The following is a 20,496-nucleotide window of genomic DNA, read 5'->3' as shown; positions in this document are numbered from 1 at the left end:
CCCCGAATCGGGGGTGCGGCGCATCATGGCTGGGTTGCGATGCGGCAGCCACCCTTTGGCACGCCGCCGCCCGTCCTGTCCTAACCTTATGGGTGGGGTGGCGGGTGCTTGAGGCTAGCTGATGGCCGACAGCGCCTCTTCCAGTTCGTTGAAGTCGGGCATGTATTCGGTCGGCACCTTTTTTCGCGCCGCCTCGATGGAAACCTGCGGGGCGTAGCCCGCCAGGTGGGCCGTGATGGCCGCCCGGATGACGTGATAGAACTGGTTTTCTTCCTCCGAGATGCCCTTCAGGCGCGACGCGATCGGCGCCAGCAGGCAATAGGACATGAAAATGCCCATGAAGGTGCCGACCAGCGCGCCGCCGATCAGCTTGCCCAGCACTTCCGGCGGCTCGGTGATGGATGCCATGGTCTTGATGACGCCCAGCACGGCGGCGACGATACCCAGCGCCGGCATGGCGTCGGCCATGTTCTGGAAGGCGTGGCTGGAGTGCAGGTCCTCATGCTTGCTCTTCTCGATCTCCTGCTCCATCAGCGCTTCCAGTTCGTGGGGGTTATCCACGCCGATGGAAAACATGCGCAGGTAATCGGAAATGAACTTGACCGTGAAGGGGTCCTTCATGATCGCCGGGTAGGCATTGAAGATGTTGCTTTCCATCGGCTTTTCGATGTGCTGTTCAATCGCCAGCACGCCTTTGGTCTTCATCGTCTTCAGGATTTGATAGAGCAGCGATAGCAGCTCCATATAATCCTTCTTGTGGAACTTGGCGCCGGGGAAGATGCGCTTCACGTCCTTCAGCGATTGCTTGATGACGTGGGAGCTGTTGGAAACGATGAAGCCGCAGATGGCGGCCCCGCCGATGGTCATGAACTCACCCGGCAAGGCCTCGATGATGATGCCGATCTTGCCGCCGAAGATCACGAACGACCCGAACACGCAGATGAACACACCGAGCAGGCCGATGGCGGCAAACATGAGCTGACCTTGATAGCTGTACTCCAGTGTTTGCAGAGTCCAGACAATCACCGTGCTTGTCAAACCTCCGATGGGGCAGGTCGCCGCTCACAGGGCATGGCGGCGTGAGGCGGACGCATGTCCAAGACCCTTGAATAAGGCAGCCGGGTCGGCCATGGTCGCGGTCATCGACTGGGGTGCCGCACCTGACTGACCAGGCAACGCGGCTGAGATCACACCCATGGAACCTGCTCCGGATCATGCCGGCGAAGGGAGATCGCGTTGCCCAAGACCCTTATTCCATTTCCGCAAAACGGTTCCGGCGCCAAGCCGTCGTTGGCCCCAGTGGTGGCCATCATCGGTGCCGGCTGCATCGGCCTGTCGCTCGCCTGGCGGCTGGCCGCCGCCGGCTGCGCCGTCGATGTCTTTGACCAGGGAAGCAGCGGCCGGGGGGCCACCCATGCCGCCGCCGGCATGCTGGCCGCCGCCGTGGAGACGGAACCGGGTGAGGAGGCGTTGCTGCCCCTGACCCTGGACAGCCAGCGGCGCTGGCCCGCCTTCGCGGCTGAGCTTGAGGCCTATAGCGGTGTCGCGGTGGATCTGCGCGCCGAGGGGACGATGCAGGTGGCGCTGACCCGCGACGATGTCGAGGTGCTGCGTAGCGGATACGAGTTCCAGCGGGCCTTGGGCCTCAATGTCGCCTGGCTGACCGGTGCCCAGGTGAAGGAACGTGAACCTTGGCTGAACCCCCGTGCCGCCGCCGGCGTGCTGGGCGCCGATGACGGCCAGGTGGACAACCGCAAGCTGGCGGTGGCCCTACGCGTGGCCGCCCTCAAGGCGGGCGCCCGCCTGCATGAGGATACAAGCGTCGAGGCGCTGTCGGCGACGGCCGGCCGCGCGGACGGCGTCGTGGTGGCGGGCGTGGTGCGCCCGGCCGACATCGTGGTGCTGGCGGCCGGCGCCTGGTCGCGCCAGTTGGCGGGCCTGCCCGAGGGGGCGGTGCCGCCGGTGCGGCCGGTGAAGGGCCAGATGCTGTCCCTGCGCATGGACCCCGGCCAGCCGCTGCTGCGCCATGTGGTGTGGCCGCCCAAATGCTATCTGGTGCCCCGGCTGGACGGCCGCCTGATCGTGGGCGCCACGACGGAGGAAAAGGGCTGGGACGACCGGTTGACCGCCGGCGGCGTGCTGGCCCTGCTGGAGGCGGCGTGGCGCGCCCTGCCGGGGGTGGAGGAACTGCCGATCGAGGAGATGTGGACGGGCTTCCGCCCCGGCAGCCGGGACGACGCACCCATCCTGGGGCCGGTGCCGGGGGTGGGCGGCCTGGTCATGGCCACCGGCCACCACCGCAACGGCATCCTGCTGACCCCCGGCACGGCCGACCTGCTGGCCGACCACATTCTCACCGGCCGCGTCGATCCGCTGCTGGCGCCCTTCGGCATCGGGCGCTTTGAGGACCGGGCGGCGTTGAAGGGGGCCGCGGGCATGATCACCGTCAACGGCAAGATCCGCGACCATATCGCCGACCTGTTCCTTCCGGCCCTGCTGGATGAGGCCGGCGTGGCTTTAGGCGCCCGCGGCATCGCCGTGGCCGTCAACGGTACCGTGGTGCCCCGCGCCCGCTGGGCCGAGCGCGCCGTCGCCGACGGCGACGCCATCGAAATCGTGAAGGTGCTGCAAGGTGGCTGAAGACCTGTTCCGCATCGCCGGCAAGGCGTTCACCTCCCGCCTGTTCCTCGGGACCGCGGGGTATCCCAACCAGCAGGTCTTCCTGGACAGCCTGGCGGCCTCGAAGGCTGAGGTCGTCACCGTCTCCATCCGGCGGGTGGACATGGCGGGCGGGGCCGAGGGCATCCTGGACCTGGTACGGGACCGCGCCTGGCTGCTGCCCAACACGGCGGGATGCGCCACGGTTAAGGACGCCGTGCTGACCGCCCAATTGGCGCGTGAGGCGCTGGACACCAGCTGGATCAAGCTGGAACTGATCGGCGACCGCGAAACGCTGTATCCGGATGTGGAACAGCTGGTGACGGCGGCGGCGCAGTTGGTGGAGGATGGCTTCACCGTCCTGCCCTATTGCACCGACGATCCCATCGTCTGCCGTCGCCTGGCCGACGTCGGCTGTGCCGCCGTCATGCCGCTGGGGGCGCCCATCGGTACGGGCCTGGGCATCCTGAATCCTTACAATATCGAAACGATCTGCGCGCGCAGCACGGTACCGGTCATCCTGGATGCCGGCATCGGCACGGCATCGGACGCGGCCCTGGCGATGGAACTGGGTTGTGACGCCGTGCTGCTGAACACGGCGGTGTCCAAAAGCACCGATCCCGTGCGCATGGCCGCCGCCATGGGGCATGCCGTGGCCGGGGGGCGCCTGGCCCGCCTGGCCGGCCGCATCCCGAAGCGCCTGCGGGCGGAGGCGTCCAGTCCCGAACTGGGCCTGATCGGCGGCTGATGCGGCCGCGCCCCCCTTTCGCCCTGCCGGACCCGCCGCTGCTGGTGATCACCGACCGGTCCCAGGCGGTGTTGCCCCTGCCCACGTTGCTGGACCGGGTGTTCGCCGCCGGCTGCCGCTGGGCCAGTGTGCGCGAGAAGGATCTGGCCCCGGCCGAGCGGCTGGACCTGGTGCAACGCCTGCGCCCTATTGCCCGGCATTACGGTGCCACGCTGACGGTGCACGGCGACCTGGCGGCGGCGGCCTTGTGTGACGGTGTGCACCTCGGTGCCGACGGCGACGTACGCGCCGCCCGCGCCCGCTTAGGCGCTCGCGCCCTGGTAGGGTTGTCGCGCCACCATCCGGACGAGGGGCTGGGCGGTGCCGACTACGCCACCCTCAGCCCCATTTATGAGACGCCGTCCAAACCCGGCTACGGCCCGGCCCTGGGTCCCCAGGCGCTGCCCCATCTGCCGGGAGCCCTGGCCCTGGGCGGCATCACCCCCGCCAACGCCGCCGAGGTGCGCGCCGCCGGGGCGGCCGGCCTGGCGGTCATGGGCACAATCATGCGCGCGGACGATCCGGGCACTGTCGTCCGTGACCTGCTGGCGGCGTGGGGTTAAGGCGCCAAGTGCCGGCCGGCTTCTTCTTTTTCCAGGACGCGACCGCGTCCGGCGGAGATTTCCGGGGAGCGCAGCGGACGGAAATCGAGGACAAGCCAAAGGCGCGGACGGGCCTGCCGGCGCCTGAGGCGGACGCCTAGTGCGCCTCGCCCCAACTCCGCCCCGTGCCGGCCTCGGCCACCAGGGGCACGCTCAGGCTTGCCGCCCCCTCCATCACCGCGCGCACCACGGGGATGGTCGCGTCCACCTCGGCCACCGGCACCTCGAACAGCAGTTCGTCGTGCACCTGCAACAGCATGCGGGCCTTCAGGCCGGCCCCCGTCAGTGCCGCCGGGATGCGGGCCATGGCGCGGCGGATGATGTCGGCGGCGGTACCCTGGATGGGGGCGTTGATGGCCTGGCGCTCGGCGAAGGCGCGGCGGGCGGCGTTGCTTTCCTTGATGCCCTGGATCCAGCACTGGCGACCGAACAGGGTGGTGACGTAGCCCTTCTCCTTGGCCTCGGCCTTGGTCCGCTCGAAATATCCCGCCAGTTCGGGGAAGCGTTCGAAATACTGCTTGATGAAGGCCCCGGCCTCACCGGGGCCGATGCCCAACTGGCGGCCCAGGCCGAAGCCGGAGATGCCGTAGATGATGCCGAAGTTGATGGCCTTGGCCTTGCGCCGAATCTCGCCCGTCATCTGGTCCAGCGGCACGCCGAACACCTGGCTCGCCGTCATGGCGTGAATGTCGATGCCTTCGGTGAAGGCCCGCTTCAAGGCCGGCACGTCGGCGATCTCCGCCACCAGGCGCAGTTCGATCTGGCTGTAGTCCACCGACAGCAGCACATGGCCCTCGGGTGCGATGAAGGCGCGGCGAATCTTGCGCCCCTCCTCCGTGCGGATGGGGATGTTCTGCAGGTTGGGGTCGGTGGAACTGAGGCGCCCGGTGGCGGTGGCGGCCAGGGCGAAGCTGGTGTGGACGCGGCCGGTGACCGGGTCGATCTGCTGTTGCAGCGCGTCGGTGTAGGTGGATTTCAGCTTGGCCAGCTGCCGGTGGTCCAGCACGCGCTGCGCCACCTCCACCCCCTGTTCGGCCAGGGGCTCCAGCACGCCACTGTCGGTGGAATAGGCGCCGGTCTTGCCCTTCTTGCCGCCGGGCAGGCCCATCTCATCGAACAGCACCTCGCCCAGTTGCTTGGGGCTGGCGACGTTGAAGGGGTGGCCCACCAGCAGGTGGATATCCTCCTCCAGCTTGGCCAGGCGGCCGGCGAAGTCGCGCGACAGTTCGGCCAGCATGGCCCGGTCCACCAGGATGCCGGCATCCTCCATGGTCGCCACCACCGGCGTCAGGGGGCGGTCCAGCGTCTCATACACCGTCACCAGGTGGCGGCGCAGCACGTCGGCCTTCAGCACCTGGTGCAGGCGCAGGGTGATGTCCGCGTCCTCCGCCGCGTAGGCGCAGGCGCGGTCCAGGGGCACGCGGTCGAAGGTGATACGGTTCTTGCCGGTGCCCGTCACCTCATCGAAGGTGATGCAGGTGTGGCCCAGGTGGCGCTGCGCCAGCTCATCCATGCCGTGGCCGTGGGCACCCGCACCCAGGGCGTAGGACAGCAGCATGGTGTCGTCCACCGGCGCGATGGCGGCCGCGTTCTCGGCGAAGCCGTGGCGGGCCAGGACGCGCAGGTCGAACTTGAGGTTTTGCCCGACCTTCAGCACCGACGGATCGGCCAGCAGGGGCGCCAGCAGGGCGCGCGCGTCTTCCAGCGCGATCTGTTCCGGCGGGGGCGGGGCCTCGCCGAAATCGAAGCCGCCGGCCTGTTCCTTGGGCGCGTCGGGATTGATGTGCCCCACCGGCACATAACAGGCGCGGCCCGGCGTGTGGGACAGGGAAAAGCCCACCAGCTTGGCGGTGTTGGGCGACAGGCCGTCGGTCTCGGTATCGACCGCCACGGTGCCGGCCAGTGTGGCCGCGTCCACCCAGCGCTTCAGTGCTGCCGCATCCCGCACCAGTTCGTAGCTGACCTCGGCGGGGGCGGGGATGGTGGGCTCGCCGATGGGGGCGACCTCGGTGCTGTAGAAGCGGCTGTTGAAGGCGGCGCGCACGGCGTCGGTGCGCTGCTCGCCGCCCGCCTTGGCGGCGGCCGGCGTCGCTTCCAGCGTCAGGGCCGGGGCGGCGGGCGTGCCGCCATCGCGCAGGAACTCACCCTCCACCTTCTGGATGGCGGAACGGAAGCCTTGTTCGCGCAGCCAGGCCACCAGCTTGTCATGGTCGGGCGCCCGCGCCTTCAACGCTTCCAGGGGTTCCGGCACGGGGGCGTGGGCGTCCAGGCGCACCAGCTGGCGCGAGATGCGCGCCATCTCGGCGTGCAGGGTCAGGGCCTCGCGCCGCTTGGGCTGCTTGATCTCATGCGCGCGGGCCAGCAGGCCGTCCAGGTCGCCGTATTCGGTGATCAGCTGGGCCGCGGTCTTGACGCCGATGCCGGGCACGCCCGGCACGTTATCGACGCTGTCGCCGGCCAGGGCCTGCACGTCCACCACCCGGTCGGGGGCGACGCCGAACTTCTCCATCACCTCATCGGCGCCGATGCTCTTGTTCTTCATCGGGTCCAGCAGGCCGACGCCGTCGGTGATCAGCTGCATCAGATCCTTGTCGGAGGAGACGATGACGCAGTCGCGGCCGGCCTCACGCGCCAGGCGGGCGTACGTGGCGATCAGGTCGTCGGCCTCATACCCCTCCAGCGCCAGGCAGGGCAGGTTGAAGGCGTCCACCGCCTCGCGGATCAGCGCGAACTGCGGCACCAGATCTTCCGGCGGCGGCGGCCGGTGGGCCTTGTACTCGGCATAGATGGCGTTGCGGAAATTCTCGCGCTTGCTGTCGAAGATGACGGCGACCGACCGCACCTTCACGTCGGCCAACAGCTTCATCAGCATGTTGGTGAAGCCCAACACGGCGTTGACCGGCGTGCCGTCCGGCCGGTTCAGGGGCGGTAGGGCATGATAGGCCCGGAAGATGAAGCCCGAGCCGTCCACCAGGTACAGCGTCTCTTTCACGGCGCCCATCGGGGCCGGAACGCCGGTGACGGGCGTGGGCGCGTCCGGGGGAACGGGAATGGCGTTGGCGGGCGTATCGGCCATGGCGGGCATCTTCAGCGTGACGGACGGAACGGATGCCGGCACGGGCAGCGGGCATCCCTGGGCCCGCACCATGGCCCATCGGGGCGGGGCTGTCGAGGGGGCCGGCCCGACCGGTGGGCCGGTGCGCATGACGCTTCTTTGCATTGCTGTCCGGGTGCCTTCTAATGGGCGCCATCTGAACGGATGGAACAGGCTTACCCCATGGATCGCGATCGCCAGGACGACGCCCTGTTCCAGCAGGCGACCGGCCACCACGCCGCCGGCCGCCTGGCGCAGGCGGAAGGGCTGTATCGCCAGGTGCTGGCCCTTCAGCCCCGCCATGCCGACGCCCTGCACCTGCTGGGCATGGTGGCCTATCAGGCGGGCCACCTGGACCCGGCGGCCGACCTGATCCGCCAGGCCATCGCGGTCCGGGGCGACGTGGCCGCCTTTTACGCCAATCTGGGCAACATCCTGCATGACCAGCGGCAGCTGGACGGGGCGGCGGCCTGCTTCCGCCGCGCCCTCGGCCTGGATGGCACGGTCGCCGCCGCCCACGCCGGCATGGGCGACGTCCTGCGGGACCAGGGCCGGCCGGCGGAGGCGGCGGACGCCTACCGCCGGGCGGTGGCGCTGAACCCCAACGCCACCAACACGCACAGCAACCTGGGCACGGTCCTGCTGGCCCTGGGCCAGGCGGCCGAGGCGGCGGCCTGTTTCGAACGGGCGATGGCGCTGGCGCCCGGCCGCGCCGCCTTTCCGTTCAACCTGGGCAACGCCTTGCGCGCGGCGGGCCAGCCGGCCCCCGCCGAGGCCGCCTACCGCCAGGCCATCGCCCTGGACCCAGGCCACCGTGACGGCCATTACAACCTGGCCAACCTGCTGCTGGACCAGGGCCGGCCGGCGGCGGCGGAGCCGCATTACCGCCGGGCGCTGGAACTGGCGCCTGGCCACATCGACAGCCTGTCGAACCTGGGCGTGGCCCTGCACGACCTGGATAGGCTGGAGGAGGCGGAGGCCCGCCTGGTCCAGGCCCACACGTTGGCGCCGGACCGGGCCGACGTGCTGAACAATTTGGGCTCCGTCCTGAAGCGGCGCGGCCGGCCGGCGGAGGCCGTGGCCGCCATCCGCCAGGCCCTGGCCCTGCAACCCGACCTGGCCGATGCCCATGCCAACCTGGCGGACGCCCTGGCCGGGCAGAAGGATGTGGAGGGCGCCCTGGACCATGCGGAACAGGCGGTGCGTCTTCGGCCCGACAGCGCCGACGCCCATGTCACCCTGGCCAACGTCCTGCGGACCGCCGGCCGCTTCGAGGCGGCGCTGGACCATTACCGCCAGGCCCTGGCCCTGTCCCCCGGCATGGCCGTGGCCCACGGCAATGCCGGCCTGCTGCTGACCGACCTGGCCCGGCCGGCGGAGGCGCTGGCCCATTACGACCAGGCGCTGGCGTCGGGCGATGCCTCGGCGGATGTGCGCTGGAACATGTCCCTCACCCGGCTGCTGATGGGCGACTACGCCCAAGGCTGGCGAGAGTATGAGGAACGCTGGCGCACCACCCAGATGGGCCATGCCCGGCGCGCCTTTTCCCAGCCGCAATGGCGGGGGGAGGCGGCGGCCGGCCGCACGCTGCTGCTGCACGCCGAACAGGGTTTAGGCGACACGCTGCAATTCTGCCGCTACGCCCCGCTGGCGGTGGCGCGCGGCTTCCGTGTGGTGGTGGAGGCGCACCGGCCGCTGGTGCGCCTGCTGCGCGGCCTGGATGGTGTGGCCCAGGTGGTGGCCGCCGGCGACCCGTTGCCATCCTTTGACCTGCACTGCCCCTTGTTGAGCCTGCCCCTGGCGTTCCAGACCACGCTGGACGCCGTGCCGGCCAACGTCCCCTACCTGGCACCGGACACGGCCGATGTCGCGGCTTGGGCGGCGCGCATGGCGTCCGCCTGCCCCGATGGCCCCCGGCTGCGGGTGGGCCTGGTCTGGGCCGGCAATCCGCACAGCAATGCTCCAGACCGCCGCCGGTCGCTGGACCCGCGCCTGCTGGCGCCGCTGACGGGGGTGCCGGGCGTGTCTTTCTTCAGCCTGCAGAAGGAGGGGACGGCCGCACCGGCGGGGCTGGGCCTGATCGACCTGATGCCGGATGCCACCGATTTCGCCGACACCGCCGCCCTGATCGCCAACCTGGATCTGGTGATCGGTGTCGATACGGCGGTCGTCCATCTGGCCGGCGCCCTGGGGCGGCCTGCCTGGCTGCTGAACCGGTTCGACAGCTGCTGGCGCTGGCTGCTGCACCGCGCCGATTCCCCCTGGTACCCCACGCTGCGCCAGTTCCGCCAGACGACGCCGGGCGACTGGCAGGCACCCATCGCCCAGGCGCGTGCGGCCCTGGCAACCCTGAGGGCCGGTTGATCTGCGATTTCTGAAAGGGGAAAGGTGGCGGACCCGATACGATTCGAACGTACGACCTCTGCCTTCGGAGGGCAGCGCTCTATCCAGCTGAGCTACGGGTCCATGCCGGGCGTCACGCCGGGTTCCCGGCGGCGCGGCGCGCACCATACAGGCAAGGCGGGGGTAATGCAAACCCTATGGTGGGGCCGCGCAACGCCCGGTCCGGGGCGGGCCGTTCAGGCCGGCGGGCCCAGGCGCACGTAGCAGCGTTCCATGCGGGCGGCGTTGAAATAGACGGCCACGGCGAAGCCGGTGGCGGGGTCGGTGAAGCGCTCGCCGGTGTCGTGCCAGCCGGGGCCGGGAAGGGCGGTCAGCAAGGGCTTGTAGCGCACCCGCTCCACGCACGCGGCCACGGCCAGGGCGGCGGTGCCGATCAGGATGCCGATGGGAAAGACGGTAACCATTTCCGCCAGCCAGGCAGCCAGGACCAGGGCGAAGGCCAGGACGCTGGCCAGCAGTAGCCAGGTGCAGGCCGGCTGGCGCGTCGCGGCGGCGCCGGGTCGGCCGGCGGCGCGGGGGGCGAGGTGGAGGTGCAACACGGACATGGGCGCTCAACTCCCTGTCAGGGTCCCCATTCCGGCGGCGGATGTCCCGGAATGTCGGGCGGGACCGCGTTTCATGCTCATCCAGGCGCAGGCGTGCCGGTCTTCTGTTTGTCAGGCGTCTCCGGGTTTCAGGTCACGGGTTCCAGGACGACGGCGGTGCCGTAGGCGACGATCTCACTCATGGTCTGGCCGATTTCCGAGCTGTCGAACCGCATCATGACGATGGCGTTGGCGCCCATGGCGCCGGCATTGGCCACCATGCGGTCGATGGCCTGGCGGCGGCCTTCCTCCAGCATCTGGGTGTATTCGCGGATCTCGCCGCCGATCAGGGTGCGCAGGGCGGCGACGATGTTGCCGGCCAAACCCCGGCTGCGCACCACCACGCCGAACACCTGGCCTTTCACCGCCAGGACGCGATGGCCGGCGACATTCTCCGTCGTCACCACCAGCATGGGTTCTCCGTACATCGGGCCAAGGGCGCCTCCTGTCTCATGACAGAAAGCTTACGCCCGTGTGGGCCGGGGCGCCACGGGTGCGTTGGATCAGAAAGCATATCCTTCACAAGATTGCGCTACCGCAACCGGCGGGGAGCTAATGCGATGCCAGCCAGCTGTCCACCTGGGGCAGGCGGCCGTCGGCGATCTTGGCGCGGAACGCGATCTCGGCGGCTGCCTGGGTGATGCCCTTGCGCGCGTCCGCCGGTACATGGGCCTCGGCATAGGCGTTCAGATCATCCACCCGGGCGGGGTCGTTGGAGCGCTTCGCCACGCTGGCGAAGAACTCATACCGCTGGATGGCGTCCAGCTTGGCCTGGATTGTGTCGGCATGGGCGGCGATGAAGCGCCAGGCCTGGTCCGGGTTGGCGTCGGCCGCCGCCAGGATCAGGTTGGGGGCGGTGGTGGTCGCCACCTCGTCCGTCAGGCTCAGGTTCAAGGCCTTTTCCGCCAGCGCCGGGTCGCGCACCGATCCCAGCAGGATGTACAGCTGCCGGCGGGCCAGCGCGTCGGTGGTGCCGGCGGCCAGGGCGTGCAGCCGGTTGAAGGTGGCGGCGTCGGCGTGCTGCGCCACCACGGTCAGCACCGGCAGGCGGATGCCGGCCGGCAGGGCGGTGGGGTCGCTGGTCTCCGCCGCCAGGCGCCGCTCCGCCTCCGTCAGGGTGTCGGGGTGGTCGAAGGCGCCCAGCGCCAGGATCAGGGCCGCGCGCTCCAGTTCCACCTTGTCGCCCTGGCCCGGCCGGGGGTCCCAGCCGATGCCGGCCAGCACGGGGGCCAGCACGCCGCGGGCGAAGACGCGGAAGGCCGCCTGGCCCGGCCGGCCGGCGTAATAGCCGTCCACCTGGCGCAGGTGATCGGCCGCCTGCTGCCAGACGGTGGCGTCGGCATCCGGGCGCAGGGCGCGGATCAGGGCCAGGCTGTCGGTCATGGCCATCTGCCCGGCCTCGCCCAAGGCGGCGCTGTCGTACATCAGGCCCAACTGGTCGATGGCCGGCAACTGGTCGACGCGGTCCACCAGGGCCTGGAACGCCGCCTCGGAATAGGCGACGCGGAGGTATCCGGTCTGGCCGGCATTGACCAGCAGGGCGCCGCAGCCGGGCACTGCCGCCTGGGCGGTGGCGGCGGACAGCAGGGTGTGCGTCTCGTTGCCCAAGCCGCCGGAGGCGCCGACCGTGGCCAGCGGCACCGGGATGTCCCACAGCCGGTCGTGCAGATGGTACTGGTCGGGGATGGTCACCGGCTCGGTCGCGAAACGTGACTGGCGCAGCGACACCTCGGTCTTGCCGCCGCCGGTGGCCGGTGCGGGAGTGGCGGCCGGGGCCGCCTTCTTGCCCTTGGCGGCCTTGGCGTGGGGCTTCTTCGACGCCGTTGGCGCCGGGGCGGCGGCACCCGCGCCGCAACTGGCGGCGCCGGCACTGACCAGGGGGATGCCGGGCTTGGTGACGAAGTCGGTGGCGATGTGCAGCACGTCCTTGGCGCCCGCCTCCTCCACCGCTTTGAACAGGTCGCGGGTGGTGGCGTTGCCATAGGCGTTGCGCTTGATGTAGCGGCGCACGCCGTCGCGGAACACGGCCTCGCCGGCCGTGGCCTCGATCATGCGGATGACGGCCTGGCCCTTGTCATAGGTGATGTTGTCGAAGGCCTCGTCCGCCTCGGCCACGGAATTGATGGGCTGCACCACCGGGTGGGTGGAGGCGCGGGCGTCCAGGCGCTTGGCCCGTTCCATCGCCGGCATGGCCACCAGCCAGGGCGACCAGTCGGGGTGCAGGGCCGCCATGGCCTTGGCCTCCATCCATGAGGCGAAACCCTCGTTCAGCCACAGGTCGTCCCACCAGGCCATGGTCACCAGGTCACCGAACCATTGGTGCGCCATCTCATGCGCCACCACCTGGAACACGCGCTGGCGGGCGGTCTCGTTGGACAGGCCGGGGTCCAGCAGCAGGTCCTTCTCGAACGCCATGATGGCGCCCCAGTTCTCCATGGCGCCGAAGCCGCCGGCACCGGGGGCGGCGATGAAGTCCAGCTTGGGCAGGGGATAGGGCGTGCCGAAATAGTCGTTGTAGCGCGCCAGGATCTCCACCGCCGTGTCCAGGGCGAAGCGCGCCTTGTCCAGCGATCCGCGCCGCACCACCACGCCTACCTCCACGTCGCCGGCCTGGGCGGTGGCGCGTTCCAGGTCGCCGATGGCCAGGAACAGCAGATAGCTGGACATGCGCGGCGTGGGTTGGAAATGCACCAGGTGGCGGCCGTCGGCCAGGACCTCGTCGGTCTTCACCGGCATGTTGGATATGGCCGCCTGCCCCTGGGGCGCCATCACCGACAGGCTGAAGGTCGCCTTGTCCGACGGTTCGTCCCAGCAGGGCAGGAAGCGGCGGGCGTCGCCGGATTCGAACTGGGTCAGCAGCATGCGGGCGGGCGTGGCCGCCCCCTTGGCATCGGTGCCGCTGTAGTCCAGCGAGAACAGGCCGCGCGCCGTCTGCTCGATCACGCCGCGATAGGCGATATCCACCGTGTGGTGGCCGGGCACCAGCGGGGCGGCGGTGCCCAGGGTGGTCGTCTGGTTCGCCGTATCCGGGGTGATGCTGGTGGCGGGCTGGCCATCGATGGTGACGCGGTCCAGCGTCAGGCTTTCGGTGTTCAGCACCACGGCGGGCGTGGCGGTGGCGACATCGATATCGATATGCACCTCTCCCGCGAAGGTCCGCGCCTCCACATTGGGGATGACGGTCAGGTCATAGTGCAGGGGCGAAATGCTGGCCGGCAGGCGGCCGTCGGCGGCAAGACAAGGTGGGGAGGCGAAACAGAGCGCCGCAGTCGCCGAAAGGGCCGCCGTCAGAACAGTTTTGACAGCACCTCTAAAACCCATCGACGAACACGGCATACGCCCACTCCTACTCTGGTAGTGCCGGCGCCACGCTGGGCGCTTCTCATGCGGTGGGGGAGTGTGCCTGTGCCGCCCCCTCAGTTCAATTGCCGCGTCCGGCGCGATGGTGGGGGCGTCATTATCACGCGTTTGCCGCATTTCGGGGGGGCGCCGGGCCGTTCAGGGCGGTGGTCCCAGGACGGCGGCATGGATAGGCGGCAAGTCAGGCCGATTTATTAATGGCGAAAACTTTACACAAATGGCCGGCGTATCTTGGTTGATACATCAACCTTGGTGCTTTGATTGGATGTTGGTGGACTTTAATTGGGTGGGTGAACCACTTCTTCAATAGAGATGATATCGCGATATCAAGTCATGGTGCGGCAATAACCAATACTTATGTATATGTTTATCGTCTGATTAACCAATTGCCCCGAAGATCGCCCATGTAGTGAAGGAAAGGTTGTTGCCTTGTTAAGGGGCGGATTGTCCTTGCGACGGTCTAATCTTCGAAAATGGCATGCCGAGTCCCCTGGATCTAATTTGAGAGGTTCTATATTTAGGGTGTCATCCAGAAAGATGGGTGTGCGGCGTTCGGCCGCGGGCATCGTGTCCAGGGGGAGCGCCTGGGCAGCTTCGTCTTTTTGTCGTGCCTGCATGCCGACGCCCCTCACGTGTCCCCGCGGTTCGGCGGACTTTGTTTTTTTTGGAGAGTGAAGACCATGTTCCAAGCCCAGTCCGCCGGCCGCGGCACCGCCATCTCCGAAAATGGGAGCGGTACCGCCCGCCGCCTGTTCGACCTGTCGGTTGCCACCCGCATCGCCCTGCTGATCGTGGGTGCGGTGACGCTGCTGACGGTGGTCAGCATGGGCATCAGCCACGTGCTGCTGGCGGGTTTCACCATGGAACTGGCCAAGGATCGGCAGGACGCCAACATGCGCGTCGCCTGGCACGTGCTGGAGGGCTACGGCAAGGGTTATAGCCTGAAGGACGGGCAGCTTTACGCCGGCGACACCGACTTGCAGGGCAACACGGAATCGGTCGATACGGTGAAGCGCCTGGTGGGCGGCACCGCCACCATCTTCGCCGCCAAGGATGGCGAGATGATGCGCATCGCCACCAACGTGATGAAGCCCGATGGCGCCCGCGCGGTGGGCACGCCCCTGGCCCGCGGCGCCGTCTACGACACGGTGGTGGGCAAGGGTGAAGCCTATCGGGGTGAGGCCGACATCCTGGGCGTGCCCTACTACACCGCCTACGACCCCATCAAGGACGGCACCGGCCACACCATCGGCGTGCTGTACACCGGCATCCAGAAGCGCATCTTCGCCGAGGCGGTGGACCGCCTGAAGACCAGCATCCTGGTGGCCAGCGTGGCGCTGGCCGTGGTGCTGGGCCTGGCCGCCTGGTGGCTGGCCAGCCGCTGGGTCGGCCGTCCCACCCTGCTGGTGGCGCGCCTGCTGGAACGCCTGGCCGATAACGACACGACGGTGGAGATCCGCCCCACCCAGCGCCGGGATGAGATCGGGCGCATGCTGCGCGCCGCCGGTGCCCTGCGCGGCGTGGTGGCCGACGTCTTCCGTCTGAAGCAGATGGTGGACGACATGCCGCTGAACGTCCTGCTGGCCGACGCCGCCCAGGACTTCCGCATCACCTATGCCAACGCCGCCAGCGAGGCCGCGCTGAAGACCTTGGGCGCCCCCTTGCCCCGGCCGCTGCCGGGCGGCACGGCGGTGGGCGCCGGCATCGACCTGTTCCATGGCGCGGGTGCCGACATCCGCGCCGTGGTGAAGGACCCCGCCCGCCTGCCGTGGCAGACCCGCCTGGCCCTGAAGGGGGCCGTCGGTGTTGGCGCCGGCGAGGATGAGGAACTGGAACTGCGCCTGGCCGCGGTGCGCGACACCGACGGCCGGTATGTCGGCCCGATGATGACCTGGTCGGTGGTGACGCGGCAGGCCCGCCTGGCCGCCGCGTTCGAGACCGACGTGCAGGGCGTGGCCACGGCCGTCACCAGTGCCGCCCATCACCTGGAAGGCGGCGCCCGTACCCTGACCGACAACACCGGCACCGCCAGCGTCCAGGCGCAGGACGTGCAGGCCGCCGCCAGCCAGACCTCCAACAACGTGCAGACAGTGGCCGCCGCCGCCCAGGAACTGGCGGCCTCGGTGGATGAGGTCGGCCGCCAGGTCGAACGGTCCAAAAGCATCGCCGCCCGCGCGGTGGCGGAGGCCTCGGCCACCGGTGGCACCATGGGCAGCCTGGCCGAGGCGTCGGACCGCATCAGCGCCGTCGTCGGCCTGATCAGCGACATCGCCAGCCAGACCAACCTGCTGGCCCTGAACGCCACCATCGAGGCGGCCAGGGCGGGCGACGCCGGCAAGGGCTTCGCCGTGGTGGCGTCAGAGGTGAAGACCCTGGCCGGCCAGACCGCCAAGGCCACGGAAGAGATCACCCAGTACGTCCAGGACATCAGCCAGCGCACGGGCCAGGGTGTTGAGGCCATGGCCCGCATCGAGGCCACCATCCGCGAGGTGAACGAGGTCGCCGCCGCCATCGCCGCCGCGGTGGAGGAACAGGGGGCCGCCACCCGTGAGATCGCCCGCAACGTGGCGGAGGCGGCCGACGGCACCAGCCATGTTACCCGCACCCTGACCTCACTGACCGCCGCCACCGAAAGTGCCGGCAGTGCCGCGGGCGAGGTGCTGGGCACCGCCGGCGGCCTGAGCCGCGAGGCCGGCCGCCTGAACCAGGCGGTGGAAGGCTTCATGAAGGCGCTGCGGGAGATGTAGCTTTCGTTCGCCTCAGGCGCCGGCGGGCCATCCGGCCCTTGGGCTATCCTCGATTTCCAGTCCGCTCACGCTCCCCAGAAATCTGCGGTGGCCGCGGTCGCGGCCTTGTCGCTACGCTCCAGGTGGAGTAGAGGGCCAGGGTGAGTTTTACCTTGGGGTATGCCTGTCGCCGATGAACACCAAACCCGATCTTGACGACGATGATGAGGACGACCTGCCGCCCCTGCCGGCGGGCGCCAAGAATTATATGACGCCGGAAGGCTTCGCCCGCATGCGGGACGAGCGCCAGCACCTGCTGCGGGTGGAACGGCCCAAGGTGGTGGAGGTGGTGTCCTGGGCCGCCGGCAACGGCGACCGGTCGGAAAACGGCGATTACCTGTACGGCAAGAAACGCCTGCGTGAGATCGATCGCCGCATCCGCTTCCTGACCAAGCGGGTGGAAAGTGCCGAGGTGGTGGACCCGCAGTTGCAGAAGAACCGCTCCCAGGTCTTCTTCGGCGCCACCGTCACTTATGCCGATGAGGACGACCGGCGCATGACCGTCACCATCGTCGGCCGGGACGAGGTCGACATGGACCGCAACCGCATCAGCTGGGTATCGCCGGTGGCGCGCGCCCTGATGAAGGCGAAGGTGGGTGACGTCGTCATCGTGCGCACGCCCAAGGGCCCGGAAGAGGTGGAAATCCTGGAGATACGGTATCCGGACTGAGGTCGCCCGATTGCGCTTGAGGAAAAAGAAAGCCGAGCGCAGCGAGTAGGCCCCGACTGGGGCCGCCGGAGGTTTTCGGGGAGCCGCAGGCGGACTGGAAACCGAGGACAGCCAAGGGCCGGATGGCCCGCCGGCGCCTGAGGAAAACAAAAAAGGCGGCACCCAAAACGGGGCCGCCTTTTTTGTTTTCCTCAGGCCGTTGAGCCCTACATCTCCGGCCGCATGCCGGCCAGGGAACGCCGCGCGATGTCCTTGAGGGCGGCGCGCAGGCGTTCGATCTCCAGGGCGGCGGCCTCGTAATCCTCGATCAGGCCGCCGACCAGGGTGCCGGGGTCGCCGGCATGGTCGGGATAGCGGTCGCGCGCGCGTTCGGCACGGCGGCGCAGGCGGTCGATGATGTCCTCGTTGACCGGCGGGGCCGCACGGTTGGACTCATCGTCCGTCAACATGTCTTCGGTGTTCGGCATGGCGCTCCCCGCGGGCCGGCGTGCAGGCTGACCGGACCCTTAAGGGGCCCGGCCGTGGCAGTGCTTGTACTTCTGGCCGCTGCCGCAGGGGCAGAGGGAATTGCGCGGCGTGTTCATCCACGTCTCCGGATCCTGGCCGCCCACCTTGGTGGACTGCGGCAGGGACACCGCACCATAACTCAGGCCGCTGCTGGCGCGGGCCATGCCGGGGGGCAGGGGCTCGTCGGCCGGCGGCAGGGCCGGTGCCTCGCCACGGCCTTCGCTCATCAGTTGCACGCCGTCACCGGCCGGAAAAACCGGGGCGAATTCCGGCTGCGGCTCGGACATCTGCAGCTGGACGCGCATCAGCACCTGGGTCACCTGCTCACGCAGGCTGTCCAGCAACTCCTCGAACAGGTTGAAGGCTTCGCGCTTGTATTCGTTCAGCGGATCACGCTGGCCATAGGCACGCAGGTTGATGCCCTGGCGCAGGTGGTCCAGCGACAGCAGGTGATCCTTCCACGACTGGTCCAGCAGCTGCAGCAGCAGGCTGCGCTCGATGGAGCGCATGATCTCGGGGCCGTAGCTGGCCTCCTTGGCGGCGTAGGCCTCGGTCGCGGCGGCCATCAGCCGCTGCTCGATCTCGACCTCGGCGATGCCCTCTTCCTTGCCCCATTCCACGATGGGCAGGTCCAGGTTCAGGACGCGCTGCACATCCTCCTGCAGCGCCGGCATGTTCCACTGCTCGGCATAGGCGTTGGCGGGCACGGCCTTGGCCACCAGGGTGTTGATGGTGTCCTGGCGCATGTCCTCGACGGTTTCCTTGATCTCGTCGACGGCCATGATCTCGCGACGCTGTTCATAGACGACCTTGCGCTGGTCGTTCATGACGTTGTCGTACTTCAGCAGGTTCTTGCGGATCTCGAAGTTGTGGGCCTCGACCCGGCTCTGGGCCTTTTCCAGCGCCTTGTTGATCCAGCTGTGGATGATGGCCTCACCCTCCTGCAGGCCCAGGCGCTGCAGCATGGTGTCCATGCGCTGCGACCCGAAGATGCGCATGAGGTCGTCTTCCAGCGACAGGAAGAACTTGGAGGCGCCGGGGTCCCCCTGGCGGCCGGACCGGCCGCGCAGCTGGTTGTCGATGCGGCGGCTTTCGTGCCGTTCCGTGCCCACGACGTACAGGCCGCCGCCGGCCAGCGCCACGTCCTTGGCGGCCGCCACCTCGGCCTCGATCTGGCGGATGCGCTGTTCGCGCTCGGCCGGGTCGGTCACCTCGGTCAGCTCATACTCGATGCGCATCTCGATGTTGCCGCCCAACTTGATGTCGGTGCCGCGGCCGGCCATGTTGGTGGCGATGGTGACGCCGCCGGGGCGGCCGGCCTGCGCCACGATGTAGGCTTCCTGCTCGTGATAGCGGGCGTTCAGCACGTTGTGCGGGATGCCCTGCTTCTTCAGCAGGTCGGACAGCAGTTCCGACTTCTCGATGGAGATGGTGCCGACCAGGACCGGCTGCTGCCGCTCGCGGCACTCCTGCACCAGCTTGACGATGGCGTCGTACTTCTCGCGCGCCGTGCGATAGACCTCGTCATCATAGTCGATGCGGCACACCGGCACGTTGGTCGGGATGTCGACCACGTCCAGGTTATAGATCTCCGCGAATTCCGCGGCTTCCGTCAGGGCGGTGCCGGTCATGCCGGCCAGCTTGGGGTACAGGCGGAAATAGTTCTGGAAGGTGATGGACGCCAACGTCTGGTTCTCACGCTGGATGGTCACATGCTCCTTCGCCTCCAGGGCCTGGTGCAGGCCTTCGGAATAGCGGCGACCGTCCATCATGCGGCCGGTGAACTCATCGATGATGACGACCTTGTCGTCCTTGACGATGTAGTCCACGTCGCGGGTGAACAGCTGGTGGGCGCGCAAGGCCTGGTTCACATGGTGGACCAGGGTGATGTTATGGATGTCGTACAGGTCGCCCTGCTTCAGCAGATCCATCTCCATCAGGATCTGGGAGACCTTCTCCGTGCCGTCTTCCGTCAGGTATGACGGACTTGGCCTTCTCATCCTTCTCATAGTCGCTCTCATCCAGGCGCAGGATGACCGTGTCGACGGCGGCGTAGAGTTCGGAACCGTCGGTGGACGGGCCGGAGATGATCAGGGGGGTGCGGGCCTCGTCGACCAGCACGCTATCGACCTCGTCCACCACGGCGAAGTTGAAGGGCCGCTGGACCATGTCGTCCAGGCGGAACTTCATGTTGTCGCGCAGGTAGTCGAAGCCGAATTCGTTGTTGGTGCCGTAGGTGATGTCGGCGGCGTAGGCGCGGCGGCGCTCGTCATCGTCCAGGCCGTGGACGATACAGTCGGTGGTCAGGCCCAGGAAGCCGTAGACGCGGGCCATGGTGGCGCTGTCGCGACGGGCCAGGTAGTCGTTCACGGTGATGACGTGGACGCCCTTGCCCTCCAGCGCGTTCAGGTAGACGGCCAGGGTGGCGACCAGGGTCTTGCCTTCGCCGGTGCGCATCTCGGCGATGCGGCCGCGGTGCAGGACCATGCCGCCCATCAGCTGCACGTCGAAGTGGCGCTGGCCCAGGGTGCGCTTGGCCGCCTCACGCACGGTGGCGAAGGCGTCGGGCAGGATGTCGTCCAGGCTTTCGCCCTTGGCCAACCGGTCGCGCAGCCAGTCGGTGCGCATCTTCAGCTCGTCGTCGGACAGCGAGACCAGCTTCGGTTCCAGCGCGTTGATGGCATCGACGTCCTTCCGCAAGCTTTTGACAACGCGCTCGTTTGCGCTGCCGAACAGTTTGCGGGCGATGGAACCGAGCATGAAAACCTCGAAGGAAACGAAAATGACAATACGACCGTTGGGGCTGGCGGTCGGGTCGCCCCGGCCGCCTTTTCCCGAGCGGAGGGGGCCGATCGGAAGGGGCCCGCTTGGGCGGGCCCTCACGCGCGTTCCTGAGATAAGGTGTCCTGGCCCGGCGGTCAATGAAGCCCCGCCGTTTCCGGCGCCGTTCGCGCCCCGGTCCCACCCGCCGCTCAAAAAAAGTCCCCCACACGCGCGGGCTGGGACCATATCATGATCCGCTTGCTTTCCAACCGCTTTGATGCC

At 68.6% G+C, this 20,496-nt stretch carries 12 protein-coding genes, 1 tRNA gene, 2 pseudogenes and 1 riboswitch; of the genes and pseudogenes, 7 read left to right on the top strand and 8 right to left on the bottom strand.

Going from position 1 to position 20,496, the window contains the following annotated elements:
* Positions 1 to 114 precede the first annotated feature (114 nt).
* Positions 115 to 975: a flagellar motor stator protein MotA gene (gene motA / locus PW843_19470; protein ID MDE1148757.1), complete on the bottom strand. Its 861-nt coding sequence runs from the start codon at positions 973 to 975 to the stop codon at positions 115 to 117.
* A 162-nt stretch (positions 976 to 1,137) separates the two neighbouring features.
* Positions 1,138 to 1,247, top strand: a riboswitch (TPP riboswitch).
* Here motA and thiO point away from each other — a divergent pair.
* The 3 genes from thiO to PW843_19455 all read left to right on the top strand — a co-directional run bounded on the left by thiO (position 1,237) and on the right by PW843_19455 (position 4,008).
* Entirely contained in the window at positions 1,237 to 2,640 is a 1,404-nt protein-coding gene (thiO, locus tag PW843_19465) for a glycine oxidase ThiO (GenBank protein MDE1148756.1), read from the top strand. Its footprint overlaps the riboswitch before it by 11 nt.
* Complete coding sequence (locus PW843_19460; protein ID MDE1148755.1) at positions 2,633 to 3,406, top strand: thiazole synthase; 774 nt, start codon at positions 2,633 to 2,635, stop codon at positions 3,404 to 3,406. The genes thiO and PW843_19460 overlap by 8 nt, the downstream gene beginning before the upstream one ends.
* Positions 3,406 to 4,008: a thiamine phosphate synthase gene (locus PW843_19455; protein ID MDE1148754.1), complete on the top strand. Its 603-nt coding sequence runs from the start codon at positions 3,406 to 3,408 to the stop codon at positions 4,006 to 4,008. Before PW843_19460 ends, PW843_19455 begins: the two co-directional genes overlap by 1 nt.
* A gap of 136 nt (positions 4,009 to 4,144) precedes the next feature.
* On the opposite strand, the gene polA is transcribed toward PW843_19455, so the two are convergent.
* Positions 4,145 to 7,048, bottom strand: coding sequence for a DNA polymerase I (gene polA / locus PW843_19450; GenBank protein MDE1148753.1), 2,904 nt, complete (start codon positions 7,046 to 7,048; stop codon positions 4,145 to 4,147).
* Between the two features lie 276 nt (positions 7,049 to 7,324).
* On the opposite strand from polA, the pseudogene PW843_19445 reads away from it, so the two are divergent.
* Together PW843_19445 and PW843_19440 are read left to right on the top strand one after the other, a co-directional pair.
* Positions 7,325 to 7,690: pseudogene (locus tag PW843_19445) on the top strand (tetratricopeptide repeat protein).
* Positions 7,691 to 7,729: 39 nt separating this feature from the next.
* Positions 7,730 to 9,505: a tetratricopeptide repeat protein gene (locus tag PW843_19440; protein MDE1148752.1), complete on the top strand. Its 1,776-nt coding sequence runs from the start codon at positions 7,730 to 7,732 to the stop codon at positions 9,503 to 9,505.
* Between the two features lie 25 nt (positions 9,506 to 9,530).
* Here PW843_19440 and PW843_19435 read toward each other — a convergent pair.
* From PW843_19435 to PW843_19420, 4 genes are all read right to left on the bottom strand, one after another.
* A tRNA-Arg gene (locus PW843_19435) sits at positions 9,531 to 9,607 on the bottom strand.
* 113 nt (positions 9,608 to 9,720) lie between these two features.
* Positions 9,721 to 10,089, bottom strand: a complete 369-nt coding sequence (locus tag PW843_19430; protein MDE1148751.1) for a hypothetical protein — start codon at positions 10,087 to 10,089, stop codon at positions 9,721 to 9,723.
* Positions 10,090 to 10,217: 128 nt separating this feature from the next.
* Entirely contained in the window at positions 10,218 to 10,556 is a 339-nt protein-coding gene (locus PW843_19425; GenBank protein MDE1148750.1) for a heavy metal-binding domain-containing protein, read from the bottom strand.
* Positions 10,557 to 10,680: 124 nt separating this feature from the next.
* Positions 10,681 to 13,464: a M1 family metallopeptidase gene (locus PW843_19420; GenBank protein MDE1148749.1), complete on the bottom strand. Its 2,784-nt coding sequence runs from the start codon at positions 13,462 to 13,464 to the stop codon at positions 10,681 to 10,683.
* Positions 13,465 to 14,168: 704 nt separating this feature from the next.
* Between PW843_19420 and PW843_19415 the strand changes: the two genes are divergently transcribed.
* Together PW843_19415 and greB are read left to right on the top strand one after the other, a co-directional pair.
* A complete protein-coding gene (locus PW843_19415) occupies positions 14,169 to 16,235 on the top strand; it encodes a cache domain-containing protein (protein MDE1148748.1) in 2,067 nt (688 codons plus the stop codon).
* Between the two features lie 172 nt (positions 16,236 to 16,407).
* The gene (gene greB, locus PW843_19410) at positions 16,408 to 16,944 is read left to right on the top strand and encodes a transcription elongation factor GreB (GenBank protein ID MDE1148747.1); all 537 of its coding nucleotides are present in this window, start codon (positions 16,408 to 16,410) and stop codon (positions 16,942 to 16,944) included.
* Between the two features lie 206 nt (positions 16,945 to 17,150).
* On the opposite strand, the gene PW843_19405 is transcribed toward greB, so the two are convergent.
* Together PW843_19405 and secA are read right to left on the bottom strand one after the other, a co-directional pair.
* Positions 17,151 to 17,411: a hypothetical protein gene (locus tag PW843_19405; protein ID MDE1148746.1), complete on the bottom strand. Its 261-nt coding sequence runs from the start codon at positions 17,409 to 17,411 to the stop codon at positions 17,151 to 17,153.
* A 39-nt stretch (positions 17,412 to 17,450) separates the two neighbouring features.
* A pseudogene (secA, locus tag PW843_19400) lies at positions 17,451 to 20,211 on the bottom strand (preprotein translocase subunit SecA).
* Positions 20,212 to 20,496: the final 285 nt, after the last annotated feature.

It is taken from the genome of Azospirillaceae bacterium (assembly GCA_028283825.1).
Lineage (GTDB): Bacteria > Pseudomonadota > Alphaproteobacteria > Azospirillales > Azospirillaceae > Nitrospirillum.
Note: the sequence above shows the minus strand (reverse complement) of the source record. Positions and strands in the feature narration are given on the sequence as shown.

Coding starts and splice junctions, on each gene's coding strand:
- PW843_19405 (MDE1148746.1), bottom strand. CDS start 17,411: ATGCCGAACACCGAAGACATGTTGACGGACGATGAGTCCAACCGTGCG.
- PW843_19425 (MDE1148750.1), bottom strand. CDS start 10,556: ATGTACGGAGAACCCATGCTGGTGGTGACGACGGAGAATGTCGCCGGC.
- PW843_19455 (MDE1148754.1), top strand. CDS start 3,406: ATGCGGCCGCGCCCCCCTTTCGCCCTGCCGGACCCGCCGCTGCTGGTG.
- motA (MDE1148757.1), bottom strand. CDS start 975: ATGTTTGCCGCCATCGGCCTGCTCGGTGTGTTCATCTGCGTGTTCGGG.
- polA (MDE1148753.1), bottom strand. CDS start 7,048: ATGGGCGCCGTGAAAGAGACGCTGTACCTGGTGGACGGCTCGGGCTTC.
- greB (MDE1148747.1), top strand. CDS start 16,408: ATGAACACCAAACCCGATCTTGACGACGATGATGAGGACGACCTGCCG.
- PW843_19420 (MDE1148749.1), bottom strand. CDS start 13,464: ATGCCGTGTTCGTCGATGGGTTTTAGAGGTGCTGTCAAAACTGTTCTG.
- PW843_19430 (MDE1148751.1), bottom strand. CDS start 10,089: ATGTCCGTGTTGCACCTCCACCTCGCCCCCCGCGCCGCCGGCCGACCC.
- PW843_19415 (MDE1148748.1), top strand. CDS start 14,169: ATGTTCCAAGCCCAGTCCGCCGGCCGCGGCACCGCCATCTCCGAAAAT.